Here is a 19999-nt window from a genome sequence, read left to right as displayed (position 1 = left end):
ATAATAAAATGAAACAATTGGGAATTTCAATATATCCAGAAAATGCAAGTTTAAAGGAGAATAAAGATTATCTATCTCTTGCAGCTAAAAATGGGTTTACAAGGGTTTTTACCTGTTTACTATCTGTAAAGGGAGATAAAAAAAAGATAATAAATGAGTTTAAAGAAATTGTAGATTATGGGAAAAAATTAGGGATGGATATAATAGCAGATGTTAGTCCAGATGTCTTTAAAGATTTAGATATAAACTATAAAGATTTAAGTTTTTTCAAAGGAATAGGGCTATATGGTATAAGATTGGATTTAGGATTTACAGGTAATGAAGAGAGTATAATGACATTTAATCCATATGATTTAAAGATAGAGATTAATATGAGTGGTGGAACTAAATATTTAGAAAATATATTGTCCTATAGACCTAAAACAGAAAATCTAATAGGGAGTCATAACTTTTATCCCCATGTCTATACAGGAATATCAAGGGATCATTTTATAAAGTGTTCAGAGAGTTTTAAAAAAGAAAATATAAGGACAGCGGCTTTTATATCCTCAAGGAATGCTAGCTTCGGTCCTTGGCCAGTAAATGAAGGCTTATGTACACTAGAGGAACATAGAAACTTACCCATAGAGGTTCAAGCTAAAGATTTATTTAATACAGGATTAATAGATGATGTTATTATAGCTAATTGTTTTGCGTCAGAGGAAGAACTTCATAAATTAGGAGAGTTAAACAAAGATATGATTGAATTTAATGTGGAATTAGTTGATAAAATTTCTGATATAGAAAGGAAAATAGTACTGGAAGAGTTACATTTTAATAGGGGAGATATATCTGAATATATGATAAGGTCCACACAAAGTAGAGTTAAATATGAAGAACATAATTTTCCCATATTTAATCCCATTGATATTAAAAGGGGAGATATTTTAATAGAAAGCTCCCTTTATAAAAGATATAAAGGGGAATTACAGATAGCTTTAAAGGGTATGAAAAATAGTGGTAGAACCAATGTAGTGGGAAGAATATCTAAAGAAGAACTATACTTATTGGATTATATTAAACCATGGCAAAAATTTAAATTCAAATAAGAAAATCTATAAATATAAGAGTTTTTATGATAGTTTAAACTTTAAGGGGAGATTATCCTAATATTTCTTCCTTTAGAGAGGAGAGATAAGATGAGAATTATAAGGGCTAAAGACTATGATAAACTAAGTAAAAAGGCTGCAAGTATTATAGCTAGTCAGGTTATATTAAATCCCGAGAGTGTTTTGGGACTTGCCACAGGTTCTACTCCCATTGGAACTTATAGAGAGTTGGTACGGATGTACAACGAAGGTATTATTAGCTTTAAAGATATTATAACATTCAATCTTGATGAATATTATGGATTAGATAAAGGGGATAAACAAAGTTATTCTTACTTTATGTATGATAAGTTATTTAATTATATAGATATATCTAAAAATAATATTAATATACCCAATGGAAAAACAGATGATATTCAGAGGGAATGTCATGGATATGAAAATAAAATAAAAAAATCTGGAGGTATAGATCTTCAACTTTTAGGTATAGGGAAAAATGGCCATATAGGATTTAATGAGCCTGATTTGAAATTTGAGGCATTAACACACTTGGTGAAATTAGATAAAGAAACTATAGATTCTAACTCCAGATTTTTCAGCTCTATAGAGGAAGTACCTAAAATGGCTATAAGTATGGGAATAAAAACCATAATGCATTCAAAAAAGATAATATTATTAGCAAGTGGAGAAGAAAAGGGTAAGGTTATATATGAAATGATTTATGGAAAGATAACCCCTAAACTACCTGCATCTGTTTTACAATTGCATCCAGATGTTACAGTTATAGTTGATAAAGAGGCAGGATATATGTTGTAGTATTAACATAGGAAGGATGAATTTTATGAAGGGTATAGGAGCATCACCGGGAATAAGTATTGGTAAAGCATATATAAAAAAAGATGATATTGATATTAAAAAATATAACATAGATAATGTAAATGAAGAAATCAAAAGATTTCATAAGGGATTATGTAATTCTAAAAGTCAAATTGAAGAATTAATAGAAAAGACAAAGAAGGATATTGGAAAAGAAGAAGCTAATATATTTAAATCCCATAAATTAATATTAGAAGACCCTGAGTTTATAGGTCAAGTTGAAGAGAAAATAGAGATGAATTATATAAATTCAGAGTGGGCAATAAAAGAAGTTATAGAGTTCTTTATGGACTTATTAGGCAATTTGGATAATGATTATATTAAAGAGAGAAAGGCAGATTTTAAAGATGTATCAAATAGATTAGTAAGAAATCTATTGGGAAAAAGAGGGGTAGACTTTAATGAAATAGAAGAAGGAGCTATTATTATCGCCAAAGATTTAACACCATCAGAAACTATTAACATACCTAAAGACAGAGTTAGGGGTTTTATTACAGAAATAGGTGGAAAAACATCCCATACAGCTATTATGTCTAGAAATATTAATATTCCAGCTATAGTGGGAGTAGGAAAAATTTTAAGAGATTTAGAAAATGAAGACATTATAGCTATGGATGGAGAAACTGGAGAGTTTCATATAAATCCAGAAAAAAGAATAATAGATATGTATGAGAAAAGAAAGATAGAATATGAAAAGTATAGAAAAAAGATTAAAAACCTAATAGGTACTAAATCAGTTTCAAAGGATGGATTTCAAGTTAGTATAGGCTGTAATATTGGATCTATAGATGATTTAGATTATGTTATAGGAAATGATGGTGAAGGAATAGGACTATTTAGAACAGAGTTTATATATATGAATAGACATAGTCTACCAACGGAGGAAGAACAATATGATAAATATAGACTTGTTGCAGAGAAAATGGAAGGGAAGCCTGTAATAATACGAACTCTAGATATAGGTGGAGATAAGGAAATACCCTATTTAAATTTACCTAAAGAAGATAATCCTTTTTTAGGATTTAGAGCAATACGTTACTGCTTAGAAAATAGGGATATTTTTAAAACTCAATTAAAGGCTATACTTAGGGCAAGCGCCCATGGGAATATTAAAATAATGTTCCCTATGATTTCAAGTGTTGGTGAAATAAGAAGTGCTAAAAAGATTTTAGAGGAAGCTATAAATGAACTTAGTAAGGGAAATATAAATTATAATAAAAATATAGAAGTAGGCATAATGATTGAAATACCATCGGCAGCTCTAATTTCTGACAAACTAGCCAAGGAAGTAGATTTCTTTAGTATAGGAACCAATGATCTATTACAATATACCGTTGCAGTGGATAGATTAAATGAGAGGATATCCCCACTGTACTGTCAATATCATCCAGCCCTTTTGAGGCTTATTAAGATGATTATTGAGAATGGACATAAAAATAATATATGGGTAGGGATGTGTGGAGAAGTTGCAGGTGATACGAAGCTTGTGCCTATTCTTTTGGGGCTTGGCTTAGATGAATTTAGTGTAAGTCCTTCTTCAGTATTAAAGGTAAGAGATAGTATCACTAGTTTAGATAAAAAATCTATGGAAGAGCATGCATTAAATGTTTTAGATTTATCCGGTGGAGATGAAGTGTTAAGATATATAAACAAAAATATTAAATAGTGCCCTTATCTGATATATAATATAAAAAAATCCAAGGTTGATATCAACCCTGGATTTTTTATATTATATATTAGCATCCAAAACCATAGTAAGGGTAGCAGAATAGGATTACTAATAGCAAGAAAAAGAATAATAAGCTACTATCTACTCCTCCACATCCTAAAGCTCCACCTGTTGCTTCAGCCATAAAATAGCCCCCTTTCTGGAACTTTAATATACTTATCTTTTGTAGTATATTATATGAATTATAAATTATATATGTTAATGATTAAATTATTCTATAGTTTTATTATATAAAGAAAGAAAAAAATACGGGTGTATTTAAAGTTCCTATTCTAAAAAAGGATAGAAATTGCTAAAAAATACATAGAATGTGTCGATAAATATAGTACAATAGTACTATTTGGTAAGAAAAGGCATAATGGAGAGGAGGATACCATGACATAAAAATATATTTTTCGACTTAAGTATATTGACATTGGAGGGAGAACATGAGAAAAATAGGATACAAAATAACTTTAGTAATTATATTATGTTGTTTATTATTATCAGCTAGTATAGGTGGTATAAGTTTATATCAATCTTCAAGGTACATAAGGTCTGAATCAAAGGATAAATTGATAAATATGGTGGAAAGATATAAAAATGATTTAGATAAGGATTTTAAATCATTAGAAATGACAGTAGGTTCTTTAGGTAGAACCATAGGTAATATTACAGATTTGCAGAAGTTAAAAGAAAGTCCTAAAAAATATATAGATGAAGAACATAGTAGGAGTATCTTAAGTATACTTTCTGATTTTGGCAATGATTCAGAGCTTATACAGGGGGTTTACTTCGTATTAAATCCTAAATTAGCAGGGACTGGTTATGATGCTTATTTTGCTGACTCTAAAGACGATGATAAAAGGAAGTTTGAGTTAATAAATGCAGTTTATTATGATAAAAAAGACTATGATGCTGCAATTTTTCCTTATAAAGAAGCTATAGATACAGAGGGGGGGATTTGGACAGACCCCTATAAGGACTCAACCCACAATATATACATGGTATCATATACAGAGCCTATTTATGTAGATGGAAAACTAATAGGTGGGGTAGGAATAGATGTTAGTTGTTCTGATTTAAAAGAAAAGATAAAGGGCTTAAAAATATATGATAGTGGATATGCTTCTTTGTTAAATAGTAAATATGATTTTCTAATACATCAGGAATATGCACCTTTAGATGATAATGAAGAAAAAAAAGATGAAGAAAAGGCTAAAGAAGAAAATAAAGAAGAAAAGAAACCAAATCTTAGAAATGTGGAAAAGGGAAAATTAAGCTCTATAGCCGATAAAATCGATAAAAAAGAAGCTGGGATTATAGAGTATAGTTTAAAGGATAAAGAGAAACTAATGGGATATACAAAAATGTCAAATGGTTGGATAGTTATGTTAACAGTTCCTAAAAGGGAAGTATATTCCCTTATAAATAGTATGATTAAAACTCTTGTAATTGTGATAGGGGTAGGTATTATAATTACTATATTGATAGGATTATTTGTTGGAAGGTCTATTTCAAAACCTTTAGATAAATTAACTGAACTTATTAATAAAACTGCAAGTTTCCAATTAACGGATAATGGAGAGTATGATTATTTAAATAATTCTAAAAGTGAGATTGGAACCATATCAAGGGCTGTAACTAAACTTAGAGATAATCTATATCAGTTTGTTGTGCAATTGACTGACACATCTGATAATATAGAGGTGAATGCAGCTAATGTTAATAAATTGACAGATGATTTGAATACTGATGCAAAGGAAACATCGGAAATAACAGGACAGTTACTTGCTGGAATGGAGGAAACTTCAGCATCTTCCCAGCAGATAAATGAATCAACTATAGAAATTGAGAAAGAGGTAAAATCTATTAGACAAAAATCTGAAGAAGGGGCCAGATTATCTTTGGAAATAAAAAATAAGGCTAATGACTTAAAAGATAATACAATGTCTTCTGTTGAAAAGGCCAATAGTGTCTACAATGATGTAAAGGCTGAATTAGATGTTGCAATAGATAAAGCTAAAGATGTAGAAAAAATAAATACCCTTGCAGATAACATATTAGAAATTACTGAAAGAACAAATTTACTTGCATTAAATGCTGCCATAGAAGCTGCTAGAGCAGGGGAAAGTGGTAAAGGTTTTGCAGTTGTTGCAGAAGAGATTAGAAAGCTTGCAGTACAATCTTCGGAAAATATAACAGATATACAGCAGGTGGTTGAGATGGTAAATCAACTGGTTAAAAATCTAGTTAATAGTTCTAAGGAAATACTAGATTTTGTAGAAAACGATGTAAACAAAGACTACCGATCATTGATTGAAGTAGCTAAACAGTATCATGGAGATGCAGATTACTTTAACAACCTTATGACAACCTTTGATGAAACCACAGGAAAACTTAAGAATTCGATTGAAAATATAACCATATCCATAGACGGTGTTTCTGATACAGTGAATGAGGGAGCAAGTGGAGTTGAAGACATTGCAGGTAGGACTGGAAACATGGTGTCAAAGGTTTCCAATGTACAGCAAAGCACAGAAGAAAATATAAGTAGTGCTAAAAAATTAAAAGACATAGTTTCTAAATTTAAGATATAATAAAAATAAGGATTTAAAATAATAAGATAGAAAATTTTCTATCTTATTATTTTCTTTGTTAATTGATTTATAATGTTTAAAAGCACGTTTACCATAAAGTATATGGAAAGATAGGGGTTGTAAATAATATGAAAAGGATAGCTATATTTATTATTATAATTGTATTTCTATTGATAGGTTGTAATAGAGAAAATAATAAATTAAATAAAATAAAGGATAACATTACTAAACCCACAGAAATAGAGAATAAACAAAAAGAAGATAGAAATATTACTGAAGATAAAATACAAAATAAGCTAGATAATATGACACTAGATGAGAAAATAGGACAAATGATCATAGCTGGTTTTAGTAGTTATAATGTAGACGAAAAAGTAAAAACTTTAATAAAAGATTATAATATAGGAGGTCTTATTTTATTTAATAGGAATATAAAAAGCTCTGATCAACTGGTAGATTTATTAAATAGCATAAAAGAAGAAAATAAAAATAATATCCCCTTATTCTTAGCAGTAGATCAAGAAGGGGGAAGGGTTAATAGGATGCCGAAAGATATCATTAATTTTCCCAGTAATATTGAAATAGGATATGGAGGCAATGAAGACCTAGCTTATGATGTAGGGAGTGCAATAGGACAAGAAATAAAATCCTATGGATTTAATCTAAATTTTGCACCGGTGATAGACATATTTAGTAATAAAGAAAATAAGGTTATTGGAGATAGGGCCTTTGGTAAGAATGAAAAAATTGTCAGTGAATTTGGAATATCTAAGATGAAAGGGCTACAGAGTAAAGGAATAATACCGGTTATAAAGCACTTTCCAGGTCATGGGGATACCAGTGTTGATTCCCATATGGGGTTACCAATTATAAAAAAGGATATAGAAAGTCTGAGTAAATTTGAACTAATTCCTTTTAAAAGAGCCATAGATAATGGAGCTGATATGGTAATGATAGCACATATATTATTATCGAAAATAGATGATAAGCCTGCTACCTTATCAAAGAAAGTAATTACTGAATTGTTAAGGGGAAAATTGGGATTTAAAGGGGTTATTATAACTGATGATTTAGAAATGGATGCAATTACTGATAACTACTCTATAGAAGAAACGGTTTTAAAAGCCATAGATGGGGGAAATGATATACTATTGATATGCCACAGTTATAATAAACAGATCAAAGCCTTTGATATTATAAAGGAAGAAGTAAAAGCTGAGAATATACCTATAGAGAGAATTAATAAAAGTGTTTATAGAATACTTAAACTGAAATCTAAATATGGCTTGTCAAATGATAAGAAGGAGTATGTAGATATAGAGAGAATAAATAATAATAATAGAAGGATAATAAATATTTTAAAGGATAAGTAGGCTATCATTTTCTTTAAGTGAAGTTATAAATGAAATAATAAAAATAATTTATAAAAATATTTACAAATATAATATATGTTGCTATAATAATCTTGAAAAAAGAAAAAATAACTATAGGTGTCTTAATTAATTGTTCATAGTTAGAATTTCTATCAATTAATTAAGAAGAATAGGGAATGAAGTGAAAGTCTTCAACGGTCCCGCCACTGTAAAGGGGAGCATTGTATAAATATCACTTAGGATTACTAGGGAAGATATACAAATGTGATGAAGCTAAGTCAGGAGACCTGCCTATGGTTTATGTATATTCTATGGGTAATGGTAAAGTCCGTAGTCTATTTGCTGTACAGTAAATAGACTACGGACTTTTTTATATATAAACTTCATAATAATTATTTAGAAAGGGGTTAAAAAATGAACTTATTAAATGAAACTATTAAAAAGATTAAAGGTGTAGACAGGGAAATCATGGAGAAATGTAAAAATAGGGTGGATAATCTTATAAAACCAGTTGGAAGCTTAGGTAAGCTAGAGGATATAGTTATTAAACTAGCAGGAATAACCGGTGATATGTATCCTAAGGTAGATAACAAATCAGTAATAGTTATGGCGGCTGATCATGGAGTTTGTGAAGAGGGGATTGCAGCTGCTCCCAAAGAAGTAACTTTGATGCAGGCCATTAATATGACAAAGGGTCTAACTGGGGTATGTGCCATGGCTAAACAAGCAAAATCAGATGTGGTAGTTGTTGATATAGGTATAGATGGAGAAATAAATAATGATAAAATAATAAATAAAAAAATAAAGCATGGAACTGAAAATATAACTAAGGGTCCAGCCATGACTAGAAAAGAAGCAATAACATCAATTGAAACTGGAATATTGGTGGCAACAGAAGAAATTAAGAAGGGTAAAAATATTTTAACCACTGGAGAGATGGGGATTGGAAATACAACCCCCAGTGCAGCAATAGTATCTGCCATAACAGGAATGGATCCAAAGGAAGTAACTTGGGTGGGGGCCAATTTACCAATGGATAAACTGAAAAATAAAATAAACTGTGTAAAGAGGGCTATAGAGGTTAATAAACCAATAAAGGAAGATACAATAGATGTATTATCTAAGGTTGGAGGTTTAGAAATAGGAGGTATGGCTGGGGTTATGTTAGCTTGCGCAGCCAATAGAGTTCCCATTGTCATAGATGGCTTTATATGTACCGTGGCAGCATTAATTGCCTATGGAATAGAGCCAAAGGTAAAGGAATATCTGATACCTTCCCATAGTTCTGAGGAAAAGGGTGCAAAATATGCTTCTGAAATATTAGGGTTAAAACCTATGCTAGATATGAATATGAGGTTAGGAGAAGGTAGTGGAGGTGTACTTGCCTTTAATATAATAGAAGCGGCTACATATATGAATAACGAAATGATTACATTTAAAGAGGCAGGAATAGGTGTAGTTTAAATAATTGCATAAAAATCCTAATATTGACAAAGTTAAATGATGAAAAATGTCGAAATTTAGAAGGTCATAAGAGGAAAATGTAGAATAGTAAATAGTATAGGGTATAAATTTATTAATCAAATAAAATGGGAGGGATAATTTTGAAAAAAATATTAGATTTAAAAACAAGTAGTAAGCTTGTGATTTTAGCAGTTCTTATTATGACCTTATTTCTTTTGACAGAAATTTTCATGTTATCGAGTTTAAAGGATACCACTATCGATGAAACGGAGAAAAGAGTAATACAGACTTCAAAGGTTGAATCACAGGTAATATTAAAAGAAATGGAAGTAATAAGAGAGTCAGTGGGTCATTTGGCTGATAATATAAGTATTTTAGCAGAAAAGGATGATGTAAATAGAGAGGTAATAATAAAATTGGTAGAAAAGAGTCTAGAGTCAAATACAAATATAGTTGCCCATGGGATAGGTTTTGAACCTAATGGATTTGATGGACAAGATAGTATGTTTATTGGTGACAGTAAAACTGGTAGTGATGATAATGGAAGGTTTTTACCTTATATATACAAAGACGGAAATGGTAAAGTAGCTGTAGAGCCCTTAGTGGGATATGATGTGGAAGGGGATGGAAATTGGTATTTAGTACCTAAAAGTACTAAGAAACCTATTTTAACAGAACCATACATATATCCAGTTAATGGGGTAGATGTTTTAATGACGACAATTTCTTATCCAATAATAGATAACAATAATAAATTTTTAGGTGTTGTAACGGCAGATATTAAACTAGATAGTATACAAGAAATAGTTACTAAAATAGAAAATATAAATAACTTAGATGGTTATGCATTCATTATGTCTGATGCTGGAAAGTTTATAGGAAATGGACTAGATAAAAACCTAATAATGGAAGATGCTTTTGGGAAAGGTTATGTTCCAAGTGAAGCCATGGACAAACTTAAGAAAAATCAGATGTTTTCCTTGTTTGACGATGATCAAGGATTAGAGATATATATCCCTATTGATTTTGAGGAGTTGGATTCTAGTTGGTATTTTGGAACCAATATACCTGCTAATAAAATACTAGAGTCATATAATAATCAATTAAAAATTATAGTAGTATTTATAGTTATTACATTACTAGTTTCAATAGGATTAATATATTTTATTACTAGAAGTATTACTACACCAATAAAAAAACTAATAGCTTTAATGAAAAGAGCAGAGCAAGGGGATCTAACTGCACTGTCTGATATAGAGGGAAAAAATGAGTTTGCCAAATTATCAAATAGCTATAATAATATGATTAGAAATATAAAGGAGTTAGCTAATAATGTTAAAAACTCATCTATGACGGTGGTAACCCAATCAAATGATTTAGAAGATATAGCTGAGAGGTCGAAAAACTCGATGTCAGAGATAAGTGATGCAATGGAACAAGTTGCAATAAGTACTTCTGAACAGGCTAAGGATACAGAAATTGTTGCCACAAAGACCAGCGACTTGGGAGGTAGTATTAAGAAAACAACTGATTTAATAACCCAAGTATATGGCATAACAAAAGAAACAAATGATTTAAGTAAGGAAGGGCTTGATAAGATAAAAATATTAAATGAGAAAACCAACGAAACCACTGAAAAAGCAAAAAAAGTTAATAATATAATAAATGATGTAAATGAATATGCTAAAAATACAGAGGGTATTATAACCCTTATAAATAGTATAGCTGAACAAACTGGTCTATTGGCATTAAATGCATCGATAGAAGCAGCTCGAGCTGGAGAGGCTGGAAAAGGCTTTGCGGTAGTAGCAGATGAAATAAGAAAATTAGCAGAAGAAACTTCTAGGGCTACCGGTGAAATAAATCAGATGATAGTTGATATACAAGAAAGGTCAGATAGTGCTGTTATAACAATGGAAGATGTAAAGACTACTCAGCAGGATCAAACCAAGTCAATAATGGATACAGAAAAAATATTTAAAAGTACAGCCAGTTCGTTAGAGATATTAGTAGATAATATGAATATGGTTGAAAATTATGCACAAAATATTGAAGATAGTAAAAATGATATAATAGGTGCTATAAATAATATTTCGGCTGTAACTGAAGAAACATCTGCTAGTACTGAAGAAGTAACAGCAAGTGTTGACGAACAGTTATCCTCCATATATAAAATAAATGATCATGTAAAGGATACAAAAGAATTAATTAATAAACTTATAGAGAATGTAGATAAATTTAAGTTATAAGAAATATAATAGTTATTTATTTTTACTAAGGTCTGGACATGTCCAGACCTTAGTGTTTTATTTTTATTATAAAGAAAACAAAGCTACTAAATAATATTGAAATTCCTGTAAAGAAAAACAAAAAACCTATGGAATTATTATTAAATAGATTTCCGATGATATCCAAAACTATAGGAGATAAGAATTTTCCTAAAAATACAGAGCTACTTATAATAGATATGGAAAAAGAATTTGAAAATTTCGGTGTGACCTTTGTTACTTTTAAAAATATTATTGGTTTAATTATTCCCTGGGCAAAACCAATCATAAACATAGAAAGTAAAACTGTATATATATTTGATGTATATTTTAAAGTTATAAATCCTATTGACATTATTAATAGACTTATGGAAATTCTAAAACCTCTTAAGGCCCTTGATATTTTTTCAAGGATTATGCCACCTAAAAAACCAGCCAGAGTAAGGCTAGACATGGCCATACCAGCAGTATTAGAACTACCTATATTTTTACTTTCTAAAAATATGGCTATATTAGTAACGGAACAGTAAAATCCAATGTTTAATAATATGGTGAGGATTGATATTAACAATACCCTATGGTTTATTGATTTTATATTATTTTTGTTTTCTTTTCTTTTTGGAGGTTCCGGTAAACCTACTATGACTAAAACCAAAACAAATATACCTATCAAATATACTAAAAAAGTATATCTCCAATTTATTGAAGCCAAAAATCCACTGATCAGTGTGGCAACTACTGCTCCTAGATTAGAAACAGCATTTGATACACCCATCAGATTAGTTCGTCTGTTACCGGTATAAAAGTCTGCAATCAATGATCTAGATAAAGGGAGTAATAGACCTGCGCCTATTCCAATTATAGCCCTAAAAATTAATATAACATAAAGATTATTACAACACCCTCCCCCAACACCCCCTATTACATAGAGTATAATAGCTAATATTATTATCTTTCTCTTTGAAATAGTTAATGATAATTTACCAGATAATAAACTAAATGGTATTATTATAATAGATGGTAATGTTAATATTAATTTAACTATGTTTTCATCTATAGCAGGGAAAGATTTTTTTATTTCTCCAAGGGCAGGGGAAAGGGCGGACCCTGTTATAATTATTAATAATGAAAGGGATAATATTGATGGTTTAATTAACTTTTTCATATAATCCTCCAGAAGATAAAATTTAATTAATGTCAATCTTAGTATTTACTTTGATAAAATTTATATTATAATTATAAAAATAAATATAATGTTTTAAGAATATATTGAGTGAAATTACATTTAACTGTAACTCGTCAACTGTCAACTGTAAATTATAATAGGTAGAGGGGAATTCATTCTCCGGTAGACCAATAAGAAACTAGGAGGTATTTTGGTGATTAACTTAAATAAAACTTTGGAAGAAGTAAAAGATTGGGCTAGAGAAGTTGGAGAAATTCAAAAAGATAACTTTGGGAAACAGGACTTAAAGATAAGTAGTAAAACTACAGAAATAGACTTGGTAACAGAAGTAGATGAGATGTCTGAAAAATATATTATAGATAGGATAAGGGAAAGATATCCAGAACATGGCATTTTATCAGAGGAGGCTGGGAAAGATAAAGAGAATACAGAATACATGTGGATAATAGATCCATTGGATGGTACCATTAATTATGCCCAAGGACTACCTATTTTTGCAATATCCATAGCTTTACAATATAAGAAAGAGACTGTTTTGGGGGTAGTTTATTTACCTATGCTGGACGAAATGTTTCAAGCAATTAAAGGAGAAGGGGCTTATTTAAATGGAAAAAGGTTAAAAGTAAATGATAGAAGAGATTTAAGATACTGTGTATTAGCTACTGGTTTTCCCTATGACAGAGCAGAAGATGATGATAATAATGTGAATTATTTTTCTAATTTTGTACCGAAAGTAAAAGGAATAAGAAGAATGGGGGCTGCAGCCTATGATTTAGCCAATGTTGCAGCGGGAAGGTTAGATGGATATTGGGAATTAAAACTAAGCATATGGGATATTGCAGCTGCTTCCTTAATGATAGAAGAAGCAGGGGGGAAAATTAAATATATACCAAATAAAAGAGAGCATTCCATAGTTGCAGGCAATAAAGATATATGTAATAAAATTTATGATGAAATAAACAATTTAAGCTATGAAGAAGATTTAACCACATTTTCTTAGTAGATTAAACTTTAGTCTAAGAGTATATTAATTTGCAAAATAGGCTGATAAAAAATAAAATAAGAGAGAAAAATATTATAAAAACAGGGGGTATTTAAAATGAAAATAAAGTATCTAGGACATTCAGCTTTTTTAATTGAAAAAGGAGATTTTAAGGCATTAATAGATCCCTTTATTAGTGGAAATCCTAATGCACCGTTAGAGGCTAAAGAGTTACAAGATATAACCCATATATTTGTAACCCATGGTCATGGAGATCATTTGGGAGATACAGTAGCAATAGCTAAAAGTGCCAATGCTAAGGTTATATGTAACTTTGAGATTGGTAATTACTTAGGAAATGAAGGCTTAGATGTACATACAATGCATGTAGGGGGAAGAACTAAGTTTGACTTTGGAATGGTTAAAATGACTCCAGCACTTCATGGTTCAGGTTACTTTAAAGATGGGATGTTCTATGATGGAGGAAATCCATGTGGTTTTGTTATAGAAATAGATGATAAGAAATTATATCATGCCGGAGATACGGGGCTCACTATGGATATGAAACTATTGGAAAGTGAAAAAATAGATGTGGCATTAATGCCTATAGGTGGAAACTTTACAATGGATATTGATGATGCAGTTAGGGCAGTGGAGTTTGTGAAACCGGATGTAGTAATTCCAATGCATTATAACACATTTGAAGTAATAAAGGCAGATCCTAAAGAGTTTAAAAATAAAGTTAAAGATGCAGATGTGAAAGTATTAGGATATGGGGAGAGCATGGAACTATAATATATAGTTGACAATTGGCAATGGACAGTGGACAATTAAGGTATAAATCGGCTAAAGCCGATTTAATATATAATTTTTTACGAACAAAGTGAGTAAAAATACCTTTTCTGTACCCTGTCCCCTGCACTCTGTACAGAACAAAGAAGCGCCAAAGGCGCCTTTATTCAAAGTCTTCTATATAATTCGTCTTTATAATCAAAGTTTTCCTTAAGAGCTATATTGATTTCTTCTAGTAATAAATTCTTATCATCTGATAAATTACCAACAAGGGAAACATAATTTGAAGGATGATTACTTCTAAATATACAGTTTGTAAGCTCTAAATTTTCTATAAAAGTCTTTGTTTCCAAAAGAACTTCTTTAGGACTTAATAATTCAAATTTGTTATCTTTTATCTCTTTATTTAAATCTGTATTATCTTGAATAAGTAATGTGAGTAGTCCTAGGTAATCAGGATTTATTTTATTTAAAACTTTTGCAGACTCTAAAGCATGTTCTTTCCAATGTTTTTTACCACCTAACCCAGAAATAACTGTAACTGATAATTTTATTCCTGCGTCCATAACTTTATTTCCTGCTTTAACCATTTCATCAGGGGTTACATCTTTTTTTATTCTATTTAAAATCTTATCACTACCGGATTCTAGACCAAGGTATATTATCTTTAATCCAAGTTGGTTGAGTTCCTTTAGGTCCCCTACATTTTTTCTTAATATATCCTTTGGAGCACCATATACCCCTACCCTTTCACATTCTGGAAATAATTGTTTAATTTCTTTTAGTATATATTTTAATATTTCCTTTTTTATGATAAGGGCATTACCATCTGCCAAGAAGATTCTTTTTACTCTTTTATATTGTTTTCTAGCAAGATGCAAGTCTGCTAATATATCTTCTAAATTTCTAATACGAAACTTTTTATCTTTATACATACTACAAAAAGTACATTTGTTATGGGCACACCCTATGGTAGCTTGAATAATAATGCTTCTAGCTTCGCTGGGAGGCCTATATAAAGCACCTTCATAATGCATACTATCATCTCCTTATATAATTTTATAACACTTATTTTATCATATATTATAGGCTATTTATAAATTTTATTATTAATATATCCCTGTTCTTTGTACTTGCACCCTGCAAGAACAAAGAAGCGCCAACGGCGCCTTTGTTCTATAGGTTGCTAAAATCTATTATATACTGATAAAATAAACATAAATTGATTAGAAGGGAGAATATGATATGAAGTTATTGATAGAATTTATTGATGGGGATGAAAAGGTTTTTGAAGTGAATAATGATCAAGGAAGATTCTTTTTAAATTGGCTAACAAATGGAGAAACTGAGGCTTGTAAATTAAAAACTGAAAATGATATATACTATATAATAAGATCCTCTATAAAATATATTAAAGAAGTATAAATTTTAGTAAAAGTAAAAATATTATTAATATGGCTAGGTTTGTGGTATATATAGATATAGTCTATAAGAAAGGAGACATTATATGAAACAATATAAATGTACTGTGTGTGGCTATATTTATCGACCAACAAGAGGAGATAAAACTCAAGATATAGAGCCTAACACAGCCTTTGATGATTTACCGGAATTTTGGAAGTGCCCAACTTGTAACGAACCGAAAATGGCATTCGTTGAAAGAAGAGATTAAGAGCAAAAGTGCCTTTGGCCCTTTTTTGCTCAGTGCAGGGCGCAAAGTTTAGAGTACAGGGTTATCATAAACAATAAAAAAGTAAGACATGGAGATATCTCCATGTCTTACTTTTTTAAAAAAAAGCCCTGCTCCCTGCTCCCTGTACCTTGCACTTTGCACTAAGTTTTAAAGGCATAATACTAAATATATAGTAAAAACTTTAAAATTAATATATATAAGTATTAACAAACAGGACATACACAATAAAGTCTGAAATGAATATTAATATAGTGACAGTGAAAAATAATGTGGACAAAGTCAATTTAAGAGGTGATTTTGTGAAAATAATAATAGATCCAGGTCACGGAGGAAAAGATCCCGGTGGTGGCAATAATGAATATTGGAAAGAGAAGGATATGAATCTTAAAATTTCATTGTATCAATATGAACGTTTTAAAGATTTAGGCATAAATGTAGAAATGACAAGAAAAAGAGATATTTATTTAAGTCAAGAAGAACGAACAAAAAAAGTAAGGGGATCGGGAGCGGAGATATGTATATCAAATCATATAAACAGCGCCTATAATAAGTCGGCCCAAGGGGTGGAAATAATTCACTCTATATATACAGATGGTACATTAGCCGGTTTAATTATGGAAGAGTTAAAAGTTATGGGGGCTAAGGGAAGAAGAGTGTTTTCTAAAACCCATCCTAATATGCCAGGAAAAGACTATTATTATATGAATAGACTAACAGGAAATGTTGAGACAGTAATTGTTGAGTATGGATTTGCAAGTAATAGGGAAGATTCTAAAAGAATATTGGATAATTGGCAGCAGTATGCAGAGGCAGTTGTAGCTGGAGTATGTGAATATATAAATTATCCCTATAATAAAGATATAAATTATACTAAAATAATAGGTAAATCTGAGGTTACATTAAGAAAAATGCAAGATTGGGCAAGGAACAATAAAGCTACAGAAAAGTTTATTGGAGCAGCAGAAAAATACATTAAATATGGAGAGATAACTGGAATAAGGGCAGATATACTATATAGTCAAAGTGGGAAAGAAACTAACTTTGGTAGATATACAGGTGTTGTCACTGAGGATATGAATAATTTTGCAGGTATAAAGGTAAAGAATCCTACCGGTGACCAAAGCAAGGATCATGAAAGATTTCTAACAGTAGATGATGGAGTAAGGGGGCACTTTAACCATATGTGTGCTTATGTTGGAATTGAACCAGTGGGTAAAGTCCATGATAGGTATTTTGTAGTAAAATCATTAAGCTGGGCAGGTAAAGTTAAATATGTAAAACAACTGGGTGGGAAATGGGCACCGGACCCAAGATACGGTATTTCAATAATAGAGGACTATCTTACTAAACTATTAAATACTACTGTAGAATATAACGATTATAAAGTATTATATGAAAACTGTAAGAAAGAAAATGCAGTTCTAAAAGAGAGCATTAGAGAACTTAGGAATAAACTTGAAAAAATAGCTACGATTGCGGAGGTGTAATGTATGCTAGAGTTTATTAAAGGTTACTGGGTTCCGATAGTGGTCATATTAATAGCTATGATTTCACTAATTTTTCTATATAAAAAGGGAAAAGAAGATACGGTGAGAAAGGTAATACTATCCCTTGTAATACAGGCAGAGAAATTATTGGGTTCGGGAACTGGAGAGTTAAAATATGCATGGGTAGTGGAACAAATATATAAAACGTTACCAATAATGGTCCAACTGATATTTACAAGAAAGCAAATAGATAGCATGATAGAAGAAGCAGTGGAATTTCTTAAAGATTATTTAAGTAACGGAAAAAGTTTATTGGGCTATGATGATGAATTTAAGAAAGTCAATTTTGATAATATGAATTTATAATGTATATTTAGGACTTCAATATATTGAAGTCCTAAATATATTTATGTGTCACCAATTGCCTACTCTCTGCACCTTGCACCCTGCATAGAACAAAGAAGCGACAAAGTCCCCTTTTTTCTATAAAATATGTTATGCTATATAATAAAAGTTTATATAAAAAACTGTTGACTAATATATTGTAATATCATAATATATGAATATAACAATTGATGCGGAGGTGTATATTTATGAAAAAGAAATCTCATATGAGTTGGTCGTGGATATTTATAGTAAGTTTCTTTGTATTATCAATATTAGATTTTAGATTTGGTATATTAGGATTTGTATGCATGGGTGCACCAGTTTACCATGCTTTAAGAGGAAGGGGGAAGGTTCATTGTTCCCATTATTGTCCTAGAGGATCTTTTTTAGGTAAGTTTTTACAAAAGGTTAGTTTAAACAAAACTATGCCAAAATGGATGAGAAGTAAAGTGGCTAAAAATGTTTTACTAATATTAATGTTAACTTTATTAACTGTATCAATGATCCATGCCAAGGGAAACTTTTATAAAATAGCATTTAGTTTATTTAGATTTATGGGAGCTTCATTCATTGTAGGAATAATGATGGGAATAATATTTAAACCAAGAAGTTGGTGTATAGTTTGCCCAATGGGACATGGAACTGGACTCATTAAAAAAGCTAAAGATTCTAAAAATAAGAAAAAAGACAAGAAAAATAAAATAGCTGCTTAAACTGCCTATTAATTAATAGGCAGTTTTTTTGAATTAGATTAATAGGTAAAAGGGTAATATATATAATATATAGATATTTAGGAGGTATTATATATGGAAAAATCGCCTAAAGACACCAAGGTAGTAGTGGGAATGTCAGGGGGAGTAGACTCTTCGGTGGCAGTTTTACTTTTAAAGGAACAGGGATATGATGTAGTGGGTATATTTATGAAAAACTGGGATGAGGAAAATAACTTTGGCTATTGTACTGCCGAAGAAGATTATGAAGATGTAAGGGCAGTGTGTAATCAATTGGATATTCCCTATTATATTGTTAATTTTGAAAGGGAATATTGGGATAAGGTATTTACATATTTTTTAAATGAATATAGAGACGGCAGGACTCCCAATCCAGATGTTATGTGCAATAAGGAAATCAAGTTTAAAGCTTTTCTAGACCATGCTTTAAAAATTGGAGCTGATTATTTGGCTACAGGGCATTATGCAAGACTTGAATATACTAATGATGAATATAAATTGCTTAAAGGTGTTGATAAAAATAAGGATCAGACATATTTTTTATGTGCTTTAAATCAAACCCAATTATCTAAATCTATGTTTCCTTTGGGGGGATTAACTAAATCTGAAGTTAGAGAAATAGCTAAAAATAAAGGGCTTAAAACTGCAAATAAAAAAGATAGTACAGGGATATGTTTTATTGGAGAAAGGGATTTTAAAGAATTTTTAAGTAACTATCTTCCAGCCCAACCGGGAGAGATAAGAAAATATACAGGAGAAGTAGTAGGAAAACATGATGGACTTATGTATTATACATTAGGACAGAGACGAGGCTTGGGAATAGGTGGAAGAGGTACAGGGGAACCTTGGTTTGTTGCAGATAAAGACCTTGAAAATAACATATTATATGTTGTACAGGGTGCAAATAATCCTAAGTTATATTCCTATGGACTTATTGCCACAGATTTTAACTGGATAAGTAATAAAGATATAGATAATGAATTTAAATGCAATGCTAAATTTAGATATAGGCAGAAAGATCAAGATGTAAAGGTAAAAGTAACATCAGATACAACATGTAAAATAATATTTGATAAACCTCAGAAGGCAATAACCCCCGGTCAGGCGGTTGTGTTATATGATGGGGAGGTTTGCTTAGGGGGAGGCATAATTGATAAGGTTTTAAAAAATAAAAATGAAATATAAATATAAAATAAAAGTTAGAAGTACAAAAGCACTTCTAACTTTTTACATTTATAACCAAAAAAACGCTATGTATGGCAATAGAATAACTATATATGGAAAAATAGTTTGATATCATTGTAAATAAATATAAAATAAGGTTAAAAAGAAAATACTTAATAATTACATGAAAAAGTAATATTG

Annotated in this window: 17 protein-coding genes and 1 riboswitch; of the genes, 15 read left to right on the top strand and 2 right to left on the bottom strand. The window is 30.4% G+C overall.

Going from position 1 to position 19999, the window contains the following annotated elements:
• Nucleotides 1–8: 8 nt before the first annotated feature.
• The 7 genes from V6137_RS03200 to V6137_RS03170 all read left to right on the top strand — a co-directional run bounded on the left by V6137_RS03200 (nucleotide 9) and on the right by V6137_RS03170 (nucleotide 11358).
• Nucleotides 9–1088 carry a DUF871 domain-containing protein gene (locus V6137_RS03200; protein ID WP_425446433.1) on the top strand — a complete coding sequence of 360 codons (1080 nt, stop codon included), beginning with the start codon at nucleotides 9–11 and terminating at the stop codon, nucleotides 1086–1088.
• Nucleotides 1089–1178: 90 nt separating this feature from the next.
• Nucleotides 1179–1904, top strand: coding sequence for a glucosamine-6-phosphate deaminase (gene nagB / locus V6137_RS03195; protein ID WP_425446432.1), 726 nt, complete (start codon nucleotides 1179–1181; stop codon nucleotides 1902–1904).
• Nucleotides 1905–1929: 25 nt separating this feature from the next.
• Nucleotides 1930–3630, top strand: coding sequence for a phosphoenolpyruvate--protein phosphotransferase (gene ptsP / locus V6137_RS03190; RefSeq protein WP_425446431.1), 1701 nt, complete (start codon nucleotides 1930–1932; stop codon nucleotides 3628–3630).
• Nucleotides 3631–4121: 491 nt separating this feature from the next.
• The gene (locus tag V6137_RS03185) at nucleotides 4122–6272 is read left to right on the top strand and encodes a methyl-accepting chemotaxis protein (protein ID WP_425446430.1); all 2151 of its coding nucleotides are present in this window, start codon (nucleotides 4122–4124) and stop codon (nucleotides 6270–6272) included.
• Between the two features lie 128 nt (nucleotides 6273–6400).
• Complete coding sequence (nagZ, locus tag V6137_RS03180; protein ID WP_425446429.1) at nucleotides 6401–7645, top strand: beta-N-acetylhexosaminidase; 1245 nt, start codon at nucleotides 6401–6403, stop codon at nucleotides 7643–7645.
• A gap of 121 nt (nucleotides 7646–7766) precedes the next feature.
• Nucleotides 7767–7954: riboswitch (cobalamin riboswitch) on the top strand.
• A gap of 105 nt (nucleotides 7955–8059) precedes the next feature.
• Complete coding sequence (gene cobT, locus V6137_RS03175; RefSeq protein WP_425446428.1) at nucleotides 8060–9109, top strand: nicotinate-nucleotide--dimethylbenzimidazole phosphoribosyltransferase; 1050 nt, start codon at nucleotides 8060–8062, stop codon at nucleotides 9107–9109.
• Nucleotides 9110–9249: 140 nt separating this feature from the next.
• On the top strand, nucleotides 9250–11358 hold the full coding sequence (locus tag V6137_RS03170; RefSeq protein ID WP_425446427.1) for a methyl-accepting chemotaxis protein: 2109 nt from the start codon (nucleotides 9250–9252) through the stop codon (nucleotides 11356–11358).
• A 49-nt stretch (nucleotides 11359–11407) separates the two neighbouring features.
• Here the strand turns inward: V6137_RS03170 and V6137_RS03165 are convergent, their stop codons facing one another.
• Nucleotides 11408–12541: an MFS transporter gene (locus V6137_RS03165; protein WP_425446426.1), complete on the bottom strand. Its 1134-nt coding sequence runs from the start codon at nucleotides 12539–12541 to the stop codon at nucleotides 11408–11410.
• A 214-nt stretch (nucleotides 12542–12755) separates the two neighbouring features.
• On the opposite strand from V6137_RS03165, the gene V6137_RS03160 reads away from it, so the two are divergent.
• Nucleotides 12756–13562, top strand: coding sequence for an inositol monophosphatase family protein (locus V6137_RS03160; RefSeq protein ID WP_425446425.1), 807 nt, complete (start codon nucleotides 12756–12758; stop codon nucleotides 13560–13562).
• A gap of 99 nt (nucleotides 13563–13661) precedes the next feature.
• On the top strand, nucleotides 13662–14339 hold the full coding sequence (locus tag V6137_RS03155; RefSeq protein ID WP_425446424.1) for a metal-dependent hydrolase: 678 nt from the start codon (nucleotides 13662–13664) through the stop codon (nucleotides 14337–14339).
• A gap of 164 nt (nucleotides 14340–14503) precedes the next feature.
• Here the strand turns inward: V6137_RS03155 and V6137_RS03150 are convergent, their stop codons facing one another.
• Complete coding sequence (locus V6137_RS03150) at nucleotides 14504–15373, bottom strand: radical SAM protein (RefSeq protein ID WP_425446423.1); 870 nt, start codon at nucleotides 15371–15373, stop codon at nucleotides 14504–14506.
• A gap of 208 nt (nucleotides 15374–15581) precedes the next feature.
• Between V6137_RS03150 and V6137_RS03145 the strand changes: the two genes are divergently transcribed.
• The 6 genes from V6137_RS03145 (at nucleotide 15582) to mnmA (ending at nucleotide 19819) form a co-directional block, all read left to right on the top strand.
• On the top strand, nucleotides 15582–15761 hold the full coding sequence (locus tag V6137_RS03145) for a hypothetical protein (RefSeq protein ID WP_425446422.1): 180 nt from the start codon (nucleotides 15582–15584) through the stop codon (nucleotides 15759–15761).
• A gap of 82 nt (nucleotides 15762–15843) precedes the next feature.
• On the top strand, nucleotides 15844–16008 hold the full coding sequence (locus tag V6137_RS03140) for a rubredoxin (RefSeq protein WP_425446421.1): 165 nt from the start codon (nucleotides 15844–15846) through the stop codon (nucleotides 16006–16008).
• A 257-nt stretch (nucleotides 16009–16265) separates the two neighbouring features.
• Nucleotides 16266–17516 (top strand): N-acetylmuramoyl-L-alanine amidase, encoded by a 1251-nt coding sequence (locus tag V6137_RS03135; RefSeq protein WP_425446420.1) that lies wholly within the window; start codon nucleotides 16266–16268, stop codon nucleotides 17514–17516.
• 3 nt (nucleotides 17517–17519) lie between these two features.
• A complete protein-coding gene (locus V6137_RS03130; RefSeq protein WP_425446419.1) occupies nucleotides 17520–17882 on the top strand; it encodes a hypothetical protein in 363 nt (120 codons plus the stop codon).
• Between the two features lie 227 nt (nucleotides 17883–18109).
• Nucleotides 18110–18616: a 4Fe-4S binding protein gene (locus tag V6137_RS03125; RefSeq protein ID WP_425446418.1), complete on the top strand. Its 507-nt coding sequence runs from the start codon at nucleotides 18110–18112 to the stop codon at nucleotides 18614–18616.
• 93 nt (nucleotides 18617–18709) lie between these two features.
• The gene (gene mnmA, locus V6137_RS03120; RefSeq protein WP_425446417.1) at nucleotides 18710–19819 is read left to right on the top strand and encodes a tRNA 2-thiouridine(34) synthase MnmA; all 1110 of its coding nucleotides are present in this window, start codon (nucleotides 18710–18712) and stop codon (nucleotides 19817–19819) included.
• The last annotated feature ends 180 nt before the right edge of the window (nucleotides 19820–19999 follow it).

Origin of the sequence: Dethiothermospora halolimnae, from assembly GCF_037577855.1 — a bacterium.
GTDB lineage: Bacteria > Bacillota > Clostridia > Tissierellales > VENL01 > Dethiothermospora > Dethiothermospora halolimnae.
This window is presented reverse-complemented; position numbering and strand designations above follow the sequence as displayed.